The organism is Ferrovibrio sp. MS7 (assembly GCF_038404985.1).
Taxonomy (GTDB): Bacteria; Pseudomonadota; Alphaproteobacteria; order Ferrovibrionales; family Ferrovibrionaceae; genus Ferrovibrio; species Ferrovibrio plantarum.
In genome coordinates, this window is sequence record NZ_JBBKBA010000001.1 from 203,204 (window position 1) to 219,581 (window position 16,378).

Genomic DNA, 16,378 nt, shown 5'->3' on the forward strand with positions numbered 1-16,378 from the left:
TGGTCAGAAACTCTTGGGCAGGCCAAGCACATGGGTCGCGACATGCGAGAGGATCAGGTTGGTGGAAATCGGCGCCACCTGATAGAGCCGCGTCTCGCGCCATTTGCGCTCGATATCGTATTCCTCGGCGAAACCGAAGCCGCCATGGATCTGCAGGCAATGGTCGCCGGCGAACCAGGAGGCCTCGGAAGCCACCAGCTTGGCCATGTTGGCTTCCGTGCCGCAGGGCGCGCCGTTATCGAACAGGCGCGCCGCGCGCTCGATGAACAGCATCGCGCCCTCGGTCTGCACCTGGGCGCGGGCGATGGCGAACTGTACCGCCTGATTGCGCCCGATCGGTGCACCGAACACTTCGCGCTCCTTGGCATAGGCCGAGGCGCGATCAATGAAGAAGCGGGCATCGCCCAGGCATTCGGCGGCGATCAGGATGCGCTCGGCATTCATGCCATCGAGAATATACTTGAAGCCCTTGCCTTCCTGGCCGATCAGGTTTTCCGCCGGCACTTCCAGATTCTCGAAGAACAACTCGGTGGTGGCGTGGTTGATCATGGTGCGGATCGGCCGGATGGTGAGGCCGTTGCCGCGCGCCTGGCGCAGATCCACCAGCAGCACGCTCATGCCATCGGACGGCTTCGACACCTGGTCGCGCGGCGTGGTGCGCACCAGCAGCACCATCAGGTCGGAATGCTCGGCCCGCGAGATCCACACCTTCTGGCCATTGACGATATACTTATCGCCGCTCCGCTCGGCGAAAGTGCGGATGCGGGTGGTATCGGTGCCGCTGGTCGGCTCGGTGACGCCGAAAGCCTGCAGCCGCAAACTGCCATCGGCGATGCCGGGCAGATAGGCGCGCTTCTGCGCCTCCGTGCCATGCCGCAGCAAAGTGCCCATGGTGTACATCTGGGCATGGCAGGCGCCGCCATTGCAGCCGGAGCGGTGGATTTCCTCCAGCACGGCGCAGGCCGCCTGCACGCCGAGGCCGGAGCCGCCATAGCTTTCCGGAATCAGGATCGAGAGAAAGCCGGCCTCGGTAAGTGCGCGTACGAACTCGGTAGGATAGGCACGTTCGGCATCCAGCTTGCGCCAATAGGCGCCGGGGAAATTGGCGCAGAGGCGGCGCACCGCCTCGCGGATATCGGCATGCTGTTCGGCCATGGTCTCCACCCTCCAGGATTCATCTTTCGGGCATGGGTTCTAGGGCAGACACAGCCATAGCACAAATATATATTCAGTATGGTCGATATACTTTTGGAGCATGATCATGGAATTGCGCGACCTGGAGCATTTCCGCCTTGTGCTGCAGACCGGCAATATCTCGAAAGCCGCCTTGCAGCTCGGCCTGGCGCAGCCGGCCCTGTCGCGACAACTGAAGCAGTTGGAAGAGGAATTGGGCGTTGCGCTGCTTACCCGCCATAGCTGGGGCGTGCAGCCGACCGCCGCCGGGAGCCTGCTGGCCGAACAGGCAGAGCGCGTGCTGGCGGAAGCGCGGCGTACCCGCGAACTGGTGCAGGGCTTGCAGGCCGAGCCCTCCGGTGCCCTGACCCTGGCGGCGCCAACCTCGTTCAGCGCCGTGCTGTTTCCCGAGATTGCCCAGGCGATGCGCCAGCGCTATCCAAAAGTGCGGCTGCATCTGCGCGAAGGCTTCAGCGCCGTGATCCATGACTGGGCTTTAAGCGGCCAGACTGATCTGGCGGTGCTGTATGAGACCCGCGCCATGGGGCCGCTGGCCACCGAACCGCTGTTGCAGGACAGCGTGGTGGTGCTCGGCCCGGCGGGGCATTTCGCCAAACGCGCCAGCTTGAAGCCGGCAGCACTCGCTGCCCTGCCGCTGATCCTGCCGGCACGGCCGCATCGTCTGCGGCTGCTGGTGGATGAAATCTGCGCCGGCCAGCCCAGGAACACGAAGCAGCATGGCCGCATGAATTTGATTTACGAAGTCGATGCCCTGCCGGTGCTGATCGACATGGTGCGGCGCCGTCTCGGCTTCACCGTGCTGCCCTATTCCAGCGTGCATGCCCTGTTGCGTGCCGGCGATCTGAGCTTTGCCACGCTGCAATCCGCCAGCACGTTGCGCCGGCTCTGCCTGGCACGCCCCGCCGAGCGCGCTCCAGCGCCGGCCTTACTGGCTTTGCGCCATACCATTATCGATCTGGTACGGAGCGGCGCCGCAGAACTGCGCTGGACGCCGCTGATCTGAAGCCTACTGGACCGGTGCTACGCGCACGACACGGAAGGTGTGCTGCTCACCTTCCGGTTCGGTGATGGAGAGATACTCGCCGGCGCGGATAGTGTGGCGATCCAGGCGAAAGATCGCTTCATCGTCAGTGTCGGTCGCGGGGTCGTAGGAGAAAGCCCAGCGGCCACCTTTTGTGTGAATCAGTTCACCCTGGCGATCATCCTCGCCCACCCAGAAGCGGCGCATCAGGCATTGCCGCCGCGCCTGGCGCCACTGCGCCGCATCAAGATGACCAAGTTCATCCAGCGGCGCGGTGAATTCATAGCCATGGCGCTCGCTGCCGGTCGGGTGATCTTTCTCGCGCGCCAGTTCCAGGCGGACATGATACAGCGTCATTGCATTCCTCCATTTGCCGCCAGCAGTGTATGCCGCCGACGGCAATGGACCTTGACGCAGGTCAAACCGACTTACTTCTCGCCAGAACTATGAGTGTGCGGGCTATGGGTGCGGTCGATGGCGAAATAGACGAATAGCACCGCAAAAGCAGCCAGCGACAGACCGAAGGACAGTATCGCGTTGTCCACGGCCCCAACCGCCAGCACGATCCCGATGATGCCGAGCACCACCGAGAGCGCCGACATCACCCAATAGCCGATCAATTCTTCCGTATCCATGGTCTCACTCCTTCTTGCGCAAGTCGGCATCGGCATCATCGAACAGGATGCGCGATCCGGCGGTATCGAGATCGTCGAATTGCCCGTTATTCAGGGCCCAGAGAAAACACCACATGCCAAGGCCACCAAGCGCCAGGGCAGCCGGTATCAGCAACAGCAGGATGGTCATGGCGCCGCCTCCTTGCGCTTGCCAAAATCGAGCCGCAATGCATTCAGCACCACGATCAGCGAGGAACTGGACATCGCGATGGCAGCGATCAGCGGTGTCACCAGACCAGCGATGGCGAGCGGCACGGCAAACATATTGTAGCCGAGCGCCAGGCCCAGATTCTGCAGGCTGAGCTGGCGGTTGCGCCGCGCGACCTCGAGGAATTCCAGCACCGCGCCCAGCCGCTCGCCCTGGAACACGGCATCGGCGGCATTCTGTGCGATATCGAGACCCGAAGACGGCGACAGCGACGCATCCGCCACGGCCAGGGCCACGGCGTCGTTTAGGCCATCGCCGACCATCAGCACATGACGGCCCGCGGCCTTGAAACCGGCAACCGCATCGGCCTTGCCGCGCGGATCGATCCCGGCCTGCCAACGCGTGATGCCGAGCACATCGGCAACTCGGGCGACGGCATTGGCATGATCGCCGGAAAGGATCACTGGCTCGATGCCGGCATCTTTAAGCCTTGCAATGACCTCAGCGGCATCGCTGCGCAGATCGTCACGGAAAGCAAAACGATAAGGCGCGATATCCGGGCCGCTGAACCACAATTCGCTGCAGCCATCCTGCGCCTCAGCCCTGGCGCCGATGAAACGGGCATGGCCCAGGCGATACGCGCCGGCCTGCATGCCCTGCCCCGGCAATTCCATCGCGTCCGTGCGCGGTAGCGCATCCGGGCAGGCTGCCAGCAGGGCACGGCACAGCGGATGCCGGCTGCGTGCCGCCAATGCCGCTGCCAATGGCAACAGCTTTTCTCCGGCCGCATCGGGCGCTACCAGACGCGGACGGCCAAGCGTCAGCGTGCCGGTCTTGTCGAACACCACCATGTCAATGGCAGCAGCACGCTCCAGCGCGGTGGCGGACTTCATCAGGATGCCGTGACGCATCAGCCGGCTGCTGGCCACCACCTGCACCACCGGCACCGCCAGCGCCAATGCACAGGGGCAGGTTATGATCAGCACGGCAGCGGCTATCAGCAAGGCGCTGCGCCAATCGGCATCGCCGATCAGCAGCCAGCCAAGAAAGCTGAGCAACGCTGTGACATGCACCACCGGCGCATACCAGCGCGCGACAGACTCGGCCAGGCGCACGAAGCGGCTGCGGCCCTGTTCGGCGGCTTCCATCAGCCGCGTCATCTCGCCGACCAGCGTGGCACTGCCAACGGCGGTAACGCGCAGGCTCAGTGGCGCATCGATATTCACCGCCCCGGCATGCACCTGTGCCCCGGGACCGACCGGCTGCGGCAGGCTTTCGCCGGTGAGCAGGCTGGCATCGACTGCCGACTGGCCCTGCAGCACCACACCATCGACGCCGATCCGCTCGCCCGCCGCCACCAGCACGGTTTCGCCGAGCGCCACGCGCTGCGCCGGGCGATGTGCAATACCCTCGGGGGTCTGCACCGCCACCGGGCGGCTGGTCCAAGCCAGCAGCCGCTCCGCCGTGCGATGTGCGAAGCCACGCGCGCGGGTATCGAGGTAGCGGCCGACCAGCAGGAAGAACAGCAGCGTGATCGCCGCATCGAAATAAGCATGCGGGCCGGAGCGGAGGAATTCCGCCACGCTGACCAGCACCGCCAGAATGACACCGATCGAGATCGGCACATCCATGTTGCTGCGGCCCTGACGCAATGTCTGCACCGCCGAGCGGAAGAAAGGCCGGCCGGCATAGGCGATGGCGGGAATGGCGATCAACGCCGAGACGGCGTGGAACAGATCGCGGGTGCCGGGTGTCATCTCGCCGCCATGGCCGGACCAGACCGAAACCGATAGCAGCATGATATTGGCAGCAGCAAAGCCGGCCACACCCATGGCACGCAGCAATTCGCGCTCGACAGCCAGGCCCTGCTGTTCGATGGCTTCGGCAGTCACCGGCAGGCAGCGGTAACCGAGCCGGGTCACCACCGCGACAAGCTGGCTCGCCGCCTCAGGCGCCCCTTGCCATTCGATCACCAGCCGCTTGGTGGCGCCCGAGAGCCGCGCCGCCGTAACGCCGGGTTGGGCGCGCAGGGCCTGCTCGATCAGCCACAGGCAGGCGGCGCAATGCATCGCGCCGACCAGCACCGTCAGACGCTGGCGGCCCTCGGCAAATGTCTCGGCGAATTCGCGCCAGTCGGTGACTGCCTCGTCCGCCGCTTCCACCGGCGCCGCGCCTGTCGGCAAGATCTTGTCGCGCAGCTTGTAATATTGCTCCAGCCCCAGGCCCTTGATCAGGGCATGCGCCCCGGCACAGCCGGTGCAGCAATAGGCCGCACCCTGGCTCGGCGCACCGCAATGGGCGCAGAGCGTGGCGGCTTTTGCCTCCGCCTGCACGGCAGCGCCGTTTGCAACACGGGGCAGTATCAGCGGCGCGGTGGTCATTTCACCACAATCCGTTCGGCGGCAAGGAAATGCTGCCCATCGCGCTGCGCTTCGATGCCGATATTCCACACGCCCTGGCGCGGCAGATGCAATACGGCCTCGTAGCGACCGCCAGCCACTTCCAACATCCTGGCCTGAATGGCCGGCATATTCTCGACTGGCCGCTCGGCTTCCAGCGCGATGGCGAGACCACTCAGCGCGAGGCCAGCCTGATCCTGCCAGGTCAGCACCAGGCGGAGGCCGCCATCCGGCTGGCTTTCAGTACTGAGGCGGTATTTCCAATGCAGTGCCTTCTGACCTTCCAGCGACTGCTGCATCTGCGTGTATTCGATGCCCTTCTTGTAGGGATGCTCCACCACCAGGCCACTGAAGCTTTTCGTGGCGAAGGTGATCAGCGTCGCATTGACCGCAATCACCACCAGGAAGCCGAACACGAACAGCGAGGGAATCCAGCGTTGCTTGAGGAATGACTTGGCGTTTTCCATAGCGATCACCCCGGTATGGCAAATTGTGTGCCGAGACGGATGACTTCCCGTCCTTCGGCGTTGCGCAACACGAAATCGAACGGTTCAAGCGCATTGCCCTGTGCGCCTGGCACCACATGGCGCGGCGCCTTCACGAAGACATGGAATTCCGCCACGGCATCCGCCGCAACGGCAATATCCAGGCTTTCGCGCGCCCCCGGCGCACCGGCCAGGAACAGCCCGGCGCCGGCCAGCCTGTCGGTCGACAGCGACAGGTGCATCGGCGCACGGGTCTTGTTTGCCACCTTGACAACATAGCCGTTGCGCAGGCTGCCATCGGACAGCACGACGAAGAGCGGGTTGCGGTCCTGCAGCACATTCAGCGCCAGATCCGACCGCAGCATCAGCGCCGTCAGCATCACGCCGGCAACGATGAGCAATAAGGCGGCATAGATCACGGTACGGCTGCGCAGCAGCTTCAGCCCGGTCGGCTGGCCCTTGGCGCGGCGGTCAAGGTTGTCGAGCGACACGAAATCGATCAGCCGCAATGGTCGGCCAACCTTGCCCATGATCTCATCGCAGGCATCGATGCAGAGGGCACAGCCAATGCATTCGAGCTGCGGTCCATTGCGGATATCGATGCCGGTGGGGCAGACATGCACGCAGGCGCGGCAATCGACGCAATCGCCACGGCCTTCCCAGCTTTCGCCGGCCTTGTGCTTGCCGCGGGTCTCGCCGCGCCAGCCCTGATAGGTAACAACCAGCGAATGCTCATCCTGCATGGCGCCCTGGAAGCGCGGCCAGGGACACATATAGGTGCAGACCTGTTCACGCGCCCAGCCGGCCAGGCCGTAGGTAGTGAACGTGAACATACCGAAAAAGAAGTACGTCGCCAGCGAGGCCTGGCCGGTGACAATCTCGCGTGTCACCGTGGGCGCATCCTGGAAATACATGATCCAGGCGCCACCGGTCGCGGCCGCGATCAGCAGCCAGGCGAAATGCTTTGCCGTCTTGCGCCAGACCTTGTCGAACGAAACCGGCTGGCCATCGCGGCGGATGCGGGCATTGCGGTCGCCCTCGATCCAGCGTTCGACCGCGAGGAACAGGTCGGTCCACACCGTTTGCGGGCAGGTATAGCCACACCAGATGCGGCCGAACAACGCCGTTGCGAGAAACAATCCTACGGCGCCAAGGATCAGCAGGCCGGTGATGTAGTAGACCTCCTGCGGCCAGATCTCGATATTGAAGAAATAGCCACGCGGGCCGGACATATCGAGCAGCAGGGCCTGGTCCGGCGCTCCAGGACCGCGATCCCAGCGCAGCCAGGGCAACGTATAGTAGATGCCGAGGCAGAGGATCAGCACCGCCCATTTCAGGTTCCGGAACAGCCCTTTGACGGCGCGCGGATAGACCTTCACATGATCGGCATAAAGCGACGGCGCAAAGATGCCGAGCAGGCTATCCTCGGCATCCTGCGTCTTGGCTGATGGATCGGGCGGCATGGCATTCACCCCTGATGCTGCCGCTATTCGCCGCCGCCTAGAGAATGCACATAGACTGCCAGCATCTTGATGGTCGCCTCATCGAGGCGGCCGGTCCAGGCCGGCATCACACCGTTGCGCGACTGCGCGATGGAATGTGCAATGCTCGTACGATCACCGCCATAGACCCACACCTTGTCGGTGAGGTTCGGCGCGCCAAGCTCACGGTTACCCTTGCCCGCATCGCCATGGCAGGCGACGCAATTATCGGCGAAAAGCGCCTTGCCGCGCGCCACGTTGGCAGCGTTGCCGGGCTCGCGGCCAGACAGGGTGAGGACGTAATCCGCGACCGCCTCGACATCCTTGGCCGGCAGCAGGCCATCGGCAAGGAAGCGCGGCATCTGCGACTGGCGTGCCTCGTCATGGCCCGAGCGGATGCCATAGCGAATGGTGCGTTCGATATCCGCAAGCGAGCCACCCCACAGCCAGTCGTCATCGGCGAGGCTGGGATAGCCCTTGGTGCCGACGCCGCCAGACTGGTGGCAACCGGCACAATTCTCGGCGAACAGCACGCGACCACCGGCAATGGCGAAACGATAGAGTTCGTCATTGGCCTTCACATCCTGCACACCCAGCGCCTTGATGCGGTCGCGGTAGACCGCCTGGGCGTCTGCGGCCTGCTTCAGGTCCTGCTCCACGGCATCGCGCTGCGTATAGCCCAGCGTGCCGCCGAAGTAGCTGCGGAAACCCGGAACGCTGGGATACAGCACAGACCACACGATGGCGAACACCACCGTGACATAGAAGGTGTAGAGCCACCATTTCGGCAGCGGGTTGTTCAGTTCCTGGATGCCGTCCCATTCATGGCCGGTGGTATCCTTCGGATCGGGCTTGGTGCTCATGTCAGTCATGCTCTGCCCTCTTTGGCACCGGCCTCTTTGGCTTCGGCCTCTTCACGCAACGGTATCTGCCCCAGCTCGGCCCAGCGCGCGCGGCGCGATGGCCACAGCGTCCAGGTCACCACGCCGACGAACAGCAGGAAGAACCATGCCGTCCACAGCGACTTGAGCCAGGGATAATGTTCCAGCAAGGCGATCATTGCGGGCCTCCGTTACTGGCGCAGGCCGCCGGGCTGCGTGCGGTCGAATTCGACCAGCCGGCCCAGCATCTGCAAATAGGCAATCAACGCATCCATCTCGGTGAGCCGGGTCGGATCGCCGTCGAAATCGCCGAGCGCCGCCTTCGGGTAACGCGCCGCGATGCCATCGGTGTCGGCATTGGGATCACCCTGAGCCACGAGGTCGGCCTTGGCATTCGCTACCATCTCATCGCTGTAGGGCACACCGACGACGCGCAGCGCCTTCAGGTCACCAGCCACGTTGCGCGTATCCAGCGAGCGCTCGGCCAGGAAGGCATAGCCCGGCATGATTGACTGCGGCACCACGGCGCGCGGGTCAGCCATGTGGGCGGCATGCCATTCGTTGGAATACTTGCCGCCGACGCGGGCGAGATCCGGGCCGGTGCGCTTCGAGCCCCACTGGAAGGGATGGTCATACATGCTTTCGGCGGCAAGGCTGTAATGGCCATAGCGTTCGACTTCATCGCGCAGCGGGCGAATCTGCTGGCTGTGGCAGAGATAGCAGCCCTCGCGGATATAGACATTGCGGCCCGCCAGTTCGAGCGGCGAATAGGGCCGCATGCCCTGCACGCGCTCGATCGTGGTTTCAATGGTGAATAGCGGCACGATCTCCACCAGGCCACCGATAGCGACGGTGAGCAGGGTGAGCACGGAGAGCAGGATGGTGTTGCGCTCGATGGTGGCATGTTTGATGAACATGATGCTTGCTCCTTAGCGCGCCACGGGTTGCGCCAGCGGCACAGTCGGGTAATGCACCGTTTCCGCTTCCTCGCGCAGATCGCCGCGCACCGTGCGCCACAGGTTATAGGCCATGATCAGCGCGCCGCTGAGGAACAGGATGCCGCCAAGCGCACGGATGATGTAGAATGGATGCATCGCCTGCACCGTCTCGACGAACGAGTATTGCAGGAAGCCGAGCTGGTCATAGGCACGCCACATCAAGCCCTGCATGATGCCGGACACCCACATCGCGGTGATGTAGAGCAGGATGCCGATGGTGGCGATCCAGAAATGCAGCGACACCAGACGCAGCGAGTAGAGCCGCTGGCGGCCCCACAGGACCGGCACGAGATAGTAGAGCACGCCGAAGGTGATGAAGGCGTTCCAGCCCAGCGCACCGGAATGCACATGGCCGATGGTCCAGTCGGTGTAGTGGCTGAGCGCATTGACCTGGCGGATCGACATCACCGGGCCCTCGAATGTGGCCATGCCGTAGAAGGCCACGGCAGTGATCGAGAAGCGCAAAGCCGGATCGGTGCGCAGCTTGTCCCAGGCACCCGACAGGGTCATCAGGCCGTTGATCATGCCGCCCCAGCTCGGCATCCACAGCATCACCGAAAACACCATGCCCAGCGTGGAAGCCCAGTCAGGCAGCGCGGTGTAATGCAGGTGGTGCGGGCCGGCCCAGATATAGAGGAAGATCAGCGACCAGAAATGCACGATCGAGAGGCGATAGGAATAGACCGGGCGGTTCGCCTGCTTCGGGATGAAGTAGTACATCATCGCCAGGAAGCCGGCGGTGAGGAAGAAGCCGACCGCGTTATGGCCGTACCACCATTGCGTCAGCGCGTCCTGCACACCGGCAAAAGCCGAGTAGCTCTTGGCGCCGAACACCGTGACCGGGATGGCCAGGTTGTTGACGATATGCAGCATCGCCACGGTGATGATGAAGGCGAGGTAGAACCAGTTCGCCACATAGATATGCGGTTCCTCGCGGCGCAGCAGGGTGCCGGCGAAGACGATGAGATAGATCACCCAGATCAGCGTCAGCCAGAGATCGACATACCATTCCGGCTCGGCATATTCCTTGCCCTGGGTGACGCCGAAGACATAGCCAAGACCGGCCAGCAGAATGAAAAGCTGGTAGCCGAAGAACAGGAACCAGGCCACCGCCGAACCGCCGAACAGCCGCGCCCGGCTGGTGCGCTGCACCACATAGATCGAGGAACCGATCAGGGCATTGCCGCCGAAGGCAAAAATCGCCGCCGAGGTATGCAGCGGGCGGAGACGGCCGAAGCTGGTCCATTCCAGGTCGAGATTGAGCACCGGGAAAGCCAGTTGCAGCGCGATCAACACACCGACCGCGAAGGCAGCAATGCCCCAGAACATGGTGGCGATCACGAAGGCGCGGACCGCATCCTCGACATAGGCGGGATGGGGCCTGGCGGTGTGATGCGGCAGGGGGGCGCTGGCAGCGATGGCTGTCATGGTCAATCCTCGATAGAAGCCGCTGGCCCCGGGGCTGCGATGCCTGGGGGCCGCGATGGCTGACTATCGCCGGACGAGCCAGCCGGAACATTGATGCAGGTCAATGGAATCCGGCGAGGATGGTGCATGATGGCGCCAAGCCTGTGGTTTAATGCCGCAGCCGGAGGAAAGCATGCCCGAGGGGCAGATAACTGCGGAGAAGCAGATGACCGAAGTCACCCCTGCCTTGGCCTATGTCACTGATATCAGAACCATTCCAGAGGACGCCCCCTGGACCTGGCTGCACAAGGGCTGGCAGGACCTCACCGCTGTGCCGCTGGTCAGCCTGACTTACGGCGCCGGCATTGTGGCTGCTGGCTGGCTGATTTCGGGCCTATTCTGGTGGACCGACTGGACCTATCTGGTGCTGCCGCTGGCCGGCGGCTTCCTGCTGATTGCACCCCTGGTCGCAGTCGGGCTCTACGACACCAGCCGGCGCCTGCAGGCCGGTGAACCGGTGAGCCTGGCCAAGGCTTTGCTGGCCTGGCGCCGGCCGCTGCAGGTGGCCATCTTCGGCCTGGTGCTGCTGCTGCTGCATTTGGCCTGGATGCGCACCGCTTTGCTATGGTTCGTGCTGTATTTCCATGGCGGCACGCCGCCGCTGCAATACCTGCCGCTGTATCTGCTGGAAGCGCAGAATCTGCCTTTCCTGGTCATCGGCACCCTGCTCGGGGCCGGCTTCGCCGCCCTCACCTTCGCGATCTCGGTGGTGTCGCTGCCACTGCTGCTGGACCGTGATGTGGATGTGGTGACCGCTATCCTGGCCAGCCTGCATGCGGTGCGGCGCAACCCGAAGGCGATGGCGCTGTGGGCCGGCCTGATCGCGCTCTTCACCGCTGTCGGCCTCGCTACGTTCTTTTTCGGCCTCGGCCTGCTGTTTCCGCTGGTGGCACATGCCACCTGGCATGCCTATCGAGACCTTGTCGCCTAACGCAGCAGCCAGCGCAGCGCGAGCAGCAAGAGCAGCACCGCATTGAGCAGCAGCACCGGCGCCAGCCAGGGCTTCAGCGCGGCGCGCCAGCGTGCGCCGATGGCGGCACCAAAAAAGCCGACCAGCAGCAAGCCCGGCACGGTACCGATGGCGAAGGCCAGCATCATCAGCCCACCCTGGCGCCAGTCGCCGCTGGCGCCGGCCAGCAGCAGGGCGGAATAGATCAGGCCGCAGGGCAGGAAACCAAGGCCAAGGCCGAGCAGATAGCCGTTCAGGCCGGTAGGCCGACGGAACAGACCGCGCATTCCGGACCAGCCGAGCAGGCCGGCAGCAGATTGGCCACCACTCACCACGCCCAAGCGGCGGTAGGCAATCGCCAGCAACAGCAAGGCGGCCAGGGCGAGGGCCAGGGCTGGCAGCGCACCCTGCAGCAACACGCGCTCGACACCGCCGGCCAAACCGCCGGCTGCCGCCCCGAGCAGCGAATAGGTGGTAAGACGACCGGCATGGTAAGGCAGCAGGGCCATGCCGCGCAGCCGCGCCAGACCGTAGCTTTGGTCCAGCGGCAACTCAGCTAGCCGGCTGCCTACCTGGCTCAGCACGAAGGGCCCGCACATGCCGGCACAATGGCTGGCGCCACCGACCAAACCGAACAGCAGCAGCCCGAGCGGACGGCCAAGCCATGGCCAATCACTCTCCAGCCAGCCTGCGGTTAGCCAAGCCGGCGCCAGCGAGCTGCAAGCAGCGAGGAAATCGGACCAAAGACCATGCATGGCGGCATCCTCCGCCACATCCCGGGCTGAAACCTTGATGTGGATCAATGCCGCTAGCCACACCTTGCCTATCCTGTTGCCATGAACCACCTGGCCTTTCCTGCCACCGCCATGGGGCGGATCGAGACCGCGCTTTCCGCACCCGATGCTGGATTGTCGCCGCTCGACCGACTGATTGGCCGCCGGCTCGATCTGCAGGCCTTCTGCGCCATCCTCAAATTGCCACCAGTGGTGGGCTCCGGCCTGGCCCAGGCCCTGGCTGCCGCTGCAGCCACTTATCTGGCAGAGGACTTTCTTCTTCTGGTTGCCGAAGAGGAAGATAGCCTGTTACCATTGTTGCAAAGGCGCCTGCTGCTCGGCGATGATATGGATGAGTTGTTCCGCCAATTGAGCGACGAGCATAGTCAGGACCGCGCCCAGGCCCTGGGTCTGGCAGCACAATGTCAGGATTTCGCTGCTGGCGGAGCCGGCGACTGGCCAGACCTCTGCGACGCCCTGGGCCAGTTTGCCGAGCGACAGCGGCGCCATCTGGTTTGGGAAGATGCGACAATAATCCCCCTGGCGCGGGCGCGGCTTTCGGAAGACGATATGCAGAAGTGGCGTGGCCAGTTGCAAGCGCGGCGAGCGCGCCACGGTTAGGAGAGGATCGAACCGCCATGGGCGAAATTCATGCGTTGCCGACACGGCGCGGTCCTGCAAGCCAGGCAATCGGTCAGGCTGTAGTGCACACGCCAAGCTCAGCCTGCCCGGAGCCGTGCAACAACTGCACCGCCCGTAGCCTCACCATCTGCGCGCCGCTGACGATGGATGAGCAGTTGCGCATGGCTGATCTCGCCACCACCGCATGCCTGCGCCCACATCAAGTGCTGTTCGGTGAAGGCGATACCGCCGAGCATGTCTACAACATCACCAGCGGTTCGCTGTCGCTGTCGAAATCCATGGCCGATGGCCGGCGCCAGATCACCGGCTTCCTCGGGCCGGGCGATTTCGTCGGCCTCAACACCCGTGAAGCCTATACGGTAAGCGCCGAGACGCTGACCGAAACCCATGTCTGCCGCTTCCCGCGCCTGGCCTTCCGCAAGCTGATGGCGACGATGCCGGCGCTGGAACACAAGCTGCTGGCCCTGGCGGAAAGCGAACTGGCGACAGCGCAGGAGCAGATCCTGCTGCTCGGTCGCAAGACCGCGATGGAGCGCATTGCTTCCTTCCTGCTGCTGCAATCGGAGCGTTGCCGCGCGCGCGGCATGGCAGCCAATCCGATCCCGCTGCCGATGACCCGCGCCGAGGTGGCCGACTATCTCGGCCTCACCATCGAGACGGTAAGCCGCTGCTTCACCAAGCTGCGCAAGCTTGAAGTCATCGGCCTGCTGGCCGCGGATCGGGTGGAGATCAAGCAACCGGAACGGCTGCGCCATCTGGCGGAAGCCGCTTAAGGCATTTTCTCGAAGCTTGCGGTACCGGACATGCCGGTGACGAGGTCTTTTGGTTTGGCTGGGAAGCCGCCGAAGACCTCGATGGTCTGGGAGACCGGATCGACGCGGGCGCCGATGCGGGTGAGCCTAGCCTGATATTTCTGTCCGGTCTCGTCGATCAGCAGGGTGAAGGGCGTGTTCGGCTTCAGCCAGCGCAGCCAGGCCGAGGGAACGACGAGGCGGATCTCGGGGTTGGTATCGTCGAGCACCGCCAGCAGCGGCTGGCCGGCGGTGACGCTTTCATGCGGCTGCGCCTTGCGCGCCACGACGAGGCCACCGAACGGTGCCCGGATGACGCAGCGCTCGACCGGGATGCGGCTGACCTCGGCGCGGGCCTTGGCGCGCTCCAGTTCGGCCTCCGCCAGTGCGCTGGCCAGGATCGAGCCGGAGTTCAGCTTGGCCAGCTCGCGCGCATTCTCCAGCGTCACCTCCGCCGCCTTCTGCGCGGCGCGGGCCTCGGCCAAAGCGGCGCGGTAGGCGGCGCAGTCGAAGCTCACCAGCACATCGCCCTTGCGAAAGCGCTCGCCGGCATCCAGCGGCATGCTGTCGATCCGCGCCGCGATCTCGCCCGCCAGCACCGCCTCCTGCACCGGCGCCAGCAACGCCCGCACGCCCGTCGCATCTTGTGCCTGGGCCGGGGCCTGGATCAACACCAGCGAATAGGCGCCCAACAGCAATCCAGCCAAACCCAGCTTTACCTGCAGTCGCATGACTACTGAATCAGTTTTTCACGGTGGCGGCACTCGCCAGCGGTAGGCTGGTGCGCTCGATATCGTCGTCGCTGCGGCCAACCTTGGCCGGCTGCGGCTGCTGGGTCGCGGCCGCGCGGTCCCTGGCATCGGGGAGCGTGGAGCCATCGAACCAGCCCGCCATGTTCTGCTTGATCTCGGCCGCCAGCGCCTTGATCTCGTAGCTCGTCACCTTGTTCGGCAGCGGATCCGCGCCCGCCGTCACGAACACCCGGCCCAGCGCGTTGTTCATCTCGGCAGCCGACAGGTCACGCCGCAACTCGGCTAGCAGACCGCTCATCTCAGCCGCGATCTGCTCCAGCTCGTTGCTGCGCCCGGTCTGGCTCGCCGCCCGGTTCTGCTGCAGGATCGCCACCTCGACCTGATACAGCTCCTCCGCCGTGCGGAACTCGCCGCGCGCCTGGTTATAGGCCAGCCACGAGACCTGCGCCTGGGTCAGCACCGCCATCGAGAGCGCCAGACGCCGGGTGCGCGCCACTTCCTGCGCCGCCTCCGCCGCCCTTATCCGCGCCGGCGCCGTCACCAGCATGCCGATCAGGTTGCCCGTCACCTTGGCCGAGTAATCATACCAGGTCTGGTTCTGCGCATAGGAGTTGCTGTCGAAGTTGAACCCGGTGTCGAAGGTGATGCCCGGCAGCATCGACAGCATCGCCGCCCGCACGTCGTTGGCGCCGATCCGCGTCTGGTAGGATTCCTCCGCCAGTTCCGGCCGGTAGGTCAGCGCCAGCCGCTCGATATCCGCCAGCTGCAGCTTCAGCTCCGGCTCCTGGTACAGGCTCGGATCCTCCGCCAGGCGGAAGTCCTGGCCCGGCCGCAGGCCCATCAGCGCCGCCAGCTGCGACTTCGCCACCACCAGATCGCGCCGCAGGCTCTGCACCTGGCGCAGCTGGTCCAGCAGCCCACGGCGGTAGGTCAGCGCCTCCAGCGGCGGCTGCAGCCGGCGTTCCTCGATGGTGCGCGCATTGGCCAGCGCCGTGCCGACCCGCTGCACCATCGGGTCCAGCTTGGCCAGCAGCTTCTGCGCCGACAGCGCAAACCAGTAGGCCGAGCGCACATCCTGGATGATGTTGTGCACCACCTTGCGCCGGCGTTCCTCGATGATCAGGGCGCGGTCGGCGGCCTGCTTCGCCCGCACATAGCTCAGGCCGAAGTCCAGCACGTTCCAGGTCACGCCGAGATCGAACACCCGGCGGTCGCGGTCCTGCGAGGTCGAGGTCTCCAGCGATTGCTGCCCGGTCAGGGTCGAGCGGCTGGATGAGGCGCCCGGCACGTTGCGGCCTTCATAGCCGCCCGAGGCCGCCAGGGAAGGCAGCATCTCCAGGTTGGCGACCGTGAGCTGCCGCGCCGTCAGGGCGCTTTCCATCAGCTTCAGCCGGTTGTCCAGATTGTACTTCAGCGCCCGCGCGATGGCTTCTTCCAGCGTCAGCGCGTTGCCCAGCGGCTCCTGCTGGGTGAACAGCTCCGCCAGGTCTTCCTTGACCCGCTGGCCATGTTCCGCACCGGTGATCGGCTGCAGGTCCACCGTGCAGCCCGCCAGCAGCAGCGCCAGCACCGACACGCCCGCCAGCGTCAGCTTATTGTTCGTCATTGCCTGCTTACCCATGACCTCAAACCTCTTGTCCCCCGCCGGGCCGGTACTCAACCCGGCTCTCGGCCTCGTTATATCCGTCACGCGGCATATCCGTCACGCTACGGCCCCTGGGCC

General features: G+C 64.6%; 18 protein-coding genes. 4 read left to right on the forward strand and 14 right to left on the reverse strand.

Going from position 1 to position 16,378, the window contains the following annotated elements:
* Positions 1-3: 3 nt before the first annotated feature.
* A complete protein-coding gene (locus V6B08_RS00930) occupies positions 4-1,155 on the reverse strand; it encodes an acyl-CoA dehydrogenase family protein (RefSeq protein WP_341977162.1) in 1,152 nt (383 codons plus the stop codon).
* Positions 1,156-1,261: 106 nt separating this feature from the next.
* Here V6B08_RS00930 and V6B08_RS00935 point away from each other — a divergent pair, with 106 nt between their 5' ends.
* Complete coding sequence (locus V6B08_RS00935; protein WP_341977164.1) at positions 1,262-2,197, forward strand: LysR family transcriptional regulator; 936 nt, start codon at positions 1,262-1,264, stop codon at positions 2,195-2,197.
* A 3-nt stretch (positions 2,198-2,200) separates the two neighbouring features.
* On the opposite strand, the gene V6B08_RS00940 is transcribed toward V6B08_RS00935, so the two are convergent.
* The 10 genes from V6B08_RS00940 to ccoN all read right to left on the reverse strand — a co-directional run bounded on the left by V6B08_RS00940 (position 2,201) and on the right by ccoN (position 10,709).
* A complete protein-coding gene (locus V6B08_RS00940) occupies positions 2,201-2,572 on the reverse strand; it encodes a hypothetical protein (RefSeq protein ID WP_341977166.1) in 372 nt (123 codons plus the stop codon).
* Positions 2,573-2,643: 71 nt separating this feature from the next.
* Entirely contained in the window at positions 2,644-2,850 is a 207-nt protein-coding gene (locus tag V6B08_RS00945; RefSeq protein WP_341977167.1) for a hypothetical protein, read from the reverse strand.
* 4 nt (positions 2,851-2,854) lie between these two features.
* Entirely contained in the window at positions 2,855-3,019 is a 165-nt protein-coding gene (ccoS, locus tag V6B08_RS00950) for a cbb3-type cytochrome oxidase assembly protein CcoS (protein ID WP_341977169.1), read from the reverse strand.
* A complete protein-coding gene (locus V6B08_RS00955; protein ID WP_341977171.1) occupies positions 3,016-5,418 on the reverse strand; it encodes a heavy metal translocating P-type ATPase in 2,403 nt (800 codons plus the stop codon). The genes ccoS and V6B08_RS00955 overlap by 4 nt, the downstream gene beginning before the upstream one ends.
* Positions 5,415-5,903 (reverse strand): FixH family protein, encoded by a 489-nt coding sequence (locus V6B08_RS00960; protein ID WP_341977173.1) that lies wholly within the window; start codon positions 5,901-5,903, stop codon positions 5,415-5,417. The genes V6B08_RS00955 and V6B08_RS00960 overlap by 4 nt, the downstream gene beginning before the upstream one ends.
* Positions 5,904-5,908: 5 nt before the next feature.
* The gene (ccoG, locus tag V6B08_RS00965; RefSeq protein ID WP_341977175.1) at positions 5,909-7,384 is read right to left on the reverse strand and encodes a cytochrome c oxidase accessory protein CcoG; all 1,476 of its coding nucleotides are present in this window, start codon (positions 7,382-7,384) and stop codon (positions 5,909-5,911) included.
* A gap of 23 nt (positions 7,385-7,407) precedes the next feature.
* Complete coding sequence (gene ccoP / locus V6B08_RS00970) at positions 7,408-8,274, reverse strand: cytochrome-c oxidase, cbb3-type subunit III (protein WP_341977177.1); 867 nt, start codon at positions 8,272-8,274, stop codon at positions 7,408-7,410.
* Positions 8,271-8,462, reverse strand: coding sequence for a cbb3-type cytochrome oxidase subunit 3 (locus V6B08_RS00975; protein ID WP_341977179.1), 192 nt, complete (start codon positions 8,460-8,462; stop codon positions 8,271-8,273). Before V6B08_RS00975 ends, ccoP begins: the two co-directional genes overlap by 4 nt.
* Before the next feature lie 12 nt (positions 8,463-8,474).
* Positions 8,475-9,200 carry a cytochrome-c oxidase, cbb3-type subunit II gene (ccoO, locus tag V6B08_RS00980; protein ID WP_341977181.1) on the reverse strand — a complete coding sequence of 242 codons (726 nt, stop codon included), beginning with the start codon at positions 9,198-9,200 and terminating at the stop codon, positions 8,475-8,477.
* A gap of 12 nt (positions 9,201-9,212) precedes the next feature.
* Positions 9,213-10,709: a cytochrome-c oxidase, cbb3-type subunit I gene (ccoN, locus tag V6B08_RS00985; protein WP_341977183.1), complete on the reverse strand. Its 1,497-nt coding sequence runs from the start codon at positions 10,707-10,709 to the stop codon at positions 9,213-9,215.
* A gap of 205 nt (positions 10,710-10,914) precedes the next feature.
* Here ccoN and V6B08_RS00990 point away from each other — a divergent pair, with 205 nt between their 5' ends.
* Positions 10,915-11,679: a DUF2189 domain-containing protein gene (locus V6B08_RS00990; RefSeq protein WP_341977185.1), complete on the forward strand. Its 765-nt coding sequence runs from the start codon at positions 10,915-10,917 to the stop codon at positions 11,677-11,679.
* Here the strand turns inward: V6B08_RS00990 and V6B08_RS00995 are convergent.
* Entirely contained in the window at positions 11,676-12,452 is a 777-nt protein-coding gene (locus V6B08_RS00995) for an urease accessory protein UreH domain-containing protein (protein ID WP_341977188.1), read from the reverse strand. The genes V6B08_RS00990 and V6B08_RS00995 overlap by 4 nt on opposite strands.
* An 81-nt stretch (positions 12,453-12,533) precedes the next feature.
* On the opposite strand from V6B08_RS00995, the gene V6B08_RS01000 reads away from it, so the two are divergent.
* Positions 12,534-13,091, forward strand: coding sequence for a hemerythrin domain-containing protein (locus V6B08_RS01000; RefSeq protein ID WP_341977190.1), 558 nt, complete (start codon positions 12,534-12,536; stop codon positions 13,089-13,091).
* A gap of 17 nt (positions 13,092-13,108) precedes the next feature.
* A complete protein-coding gene (locus tag V6B08_RS01005) occupies positions 13,109-13,885 on the forward strand; it encodes a cyclic nucleotide-binding domain-containing protein (RefSeq protein WP_341977192.1) in 777 nt (258 codons plus the stop codon).
* Here V6B08_RS01005 and V6B08_RS01010 read toward each other — a convergent pair.
* Complete coding sequence (locus V6B08_RS01010) at positions 13,882-14,634, reverse strand: efflux RND transporter periplasmic adaptor subunit (protein WP_341977195.1); 753 nt, start codon at positions 14,632-14,634, stop codon at positions 13,882-13,884. The genes V6B08_RS01005 and V6B08_RS01010 overlap by 4 nt on opposite strands.
* Positions 14,635-14,644: 10 nt before the next feature.
* Positions 14,645-16,261: a TolC family protein gene (locus V6B08_RS01015; protein WP_341977197.1), complete on the reverse strand. Its 1,617-nt coding sequence runs from the start codon at positions 16,259-16,261 to the stop codon at positions 14,645-14,647.
* Between the last annotated feature and the right edge of the window lie 117 nt (positions 16,262-16,378).

What these genes read in the sequence shown, in the direction of transcription:
- V6B08_RS00930 (WP_341977162.1), bottom strand. Translation starts at nt 1,155, where the DNA reads ATGGCCGAACAGCATGCCGATATCCGCGAGGCGGTGCGCCGCCTCTGC.
- V6B08_RS00935 (WP_341977164.1), top strand. Translation starts at nt 1,262, where the DNA reads ATGGAATTGCGCGACCTGGAGCATTTCCGCCTTGTGCTGCAGACCGGC.
- V6B08_RS00940 (WP_341977166.1), bottom strand. Translation starts at nt 2,572, where the DNA reads ATGACGCTGTATCATGTCCGCCTGGAACTGGCGCGCGAGAAAGATCAC.
- V6B08_RS00945 (WP_341977167.1), bottom strand. Translation starts at nt 2,850, where the DNA reads ATGGATACGGAAGAATTGATCGGCTATTGGGTGATGTCGGCGCTCTCG.
- ccoS (WP_341977169.1), bottom strand. Translation starts at nt 3,019, where the DNA reads ATGACCATCCTGCTGTTGCTGATACCGGCTGCCCTGGCGCTTGGTGGC.
- V6B08_RS00955 (WP_341977171.1), bottom strand. Translation starts at nt 5,418, where the DNA reads ATGACCACCGCGCCGCTGATACTGCCCCGTGTTGCAAACGGCGCTGCC.
- V6B08_RS00960 (WP_341977173.1), bottom strand. Translation starts at nt 5,903, where the DNA reads ATGGAAAACGCCAAGTCATTCCTCAAGCAACGCTGGATTCCCTCGCTG.
- ccoG (WP_341977175.1), bottom strand. Translation starts at nt 7,384, where the DNA reads ATGCCGCCCGATCCATCAGCCAAGACGCAGGATGCCGAGGATAGCCTG.
- ccoP (WP_341977177.1), bottom strand. Translation starts at nt 8,274, where the DNA reads ATGACTGACATGAGCACCAAGCCCGATCCGAAGGATACCACCGGCCAT.
- V6B08_RS00975 (WP_341977179.1), bottom strand. Translation starts at nt 8,462, where the DNA reads ATGATCGCCTTGCTGGAACATTATCCCTGGCTCAAGTCGCTGTGGACG.
- ccoO (WP_341977181.1), bottom strand. Translation starts at nt 9,200, where the DNA reads ATGTTCATCAAACATGCCACCATCGAGCGCAACACCATCCTGCTCTCC.
- ccoN (WP_341977183.1), bottom strand. Translation starts at nt 10,709, where the DNA reads ATGACAGCCATCGCTGCCAGCGCCCCCCTGCCGCATCACACCGCCAGG.
- V6B08_RS00990 (WP_341977185.1), top strand. Translation starts at nt 10,915, where the DNA reads ATGACCGAAGTCACCCCTGCCTTGGCCTATGTCACTGATATCAGAACC.
- V6B08_RS00995 (WP_341977188.1), bottom strand. Translation starts at nt 12,452, where the DNA reads ATGCATGGTCTTTGGTCCGATTTCCTCGCTGCTTGCAGCTCGCTGGCG.
- V6B08_RS01000 (WP_341977190.1), top strand. Translation starts at nt 12,534, where the DNA reads ATGAACCACCTGGCCTTTCCTGCCACCGCCATGGGGCGGATCGAGACC.
- V6B08_RS01005 (WP_341977192.1), top strand. Translation starts at nt 13,109, where the DNA reads ATGGGCGAAATTCATGCGTTGCCGACACGGCGCGGTCCTGCAAGCCAG.
- V6B08_RS01010 (WP_341977195.1), bottom strand. Translation starts at nt 14,634, where the DNA reads ATGCGACTGCAGGTAAAGCTGGGTTTGGCTGGATTGCTGTTGGGCGCC.
- V6B08_RS01015 (WP_341977197.1), bottom strand. Translation starts at nt 16,261, where the DNA reads ATGACGAACAATAAGCTGACGCTGGCGGGCGTGTCGGTGCTGGCGCTG.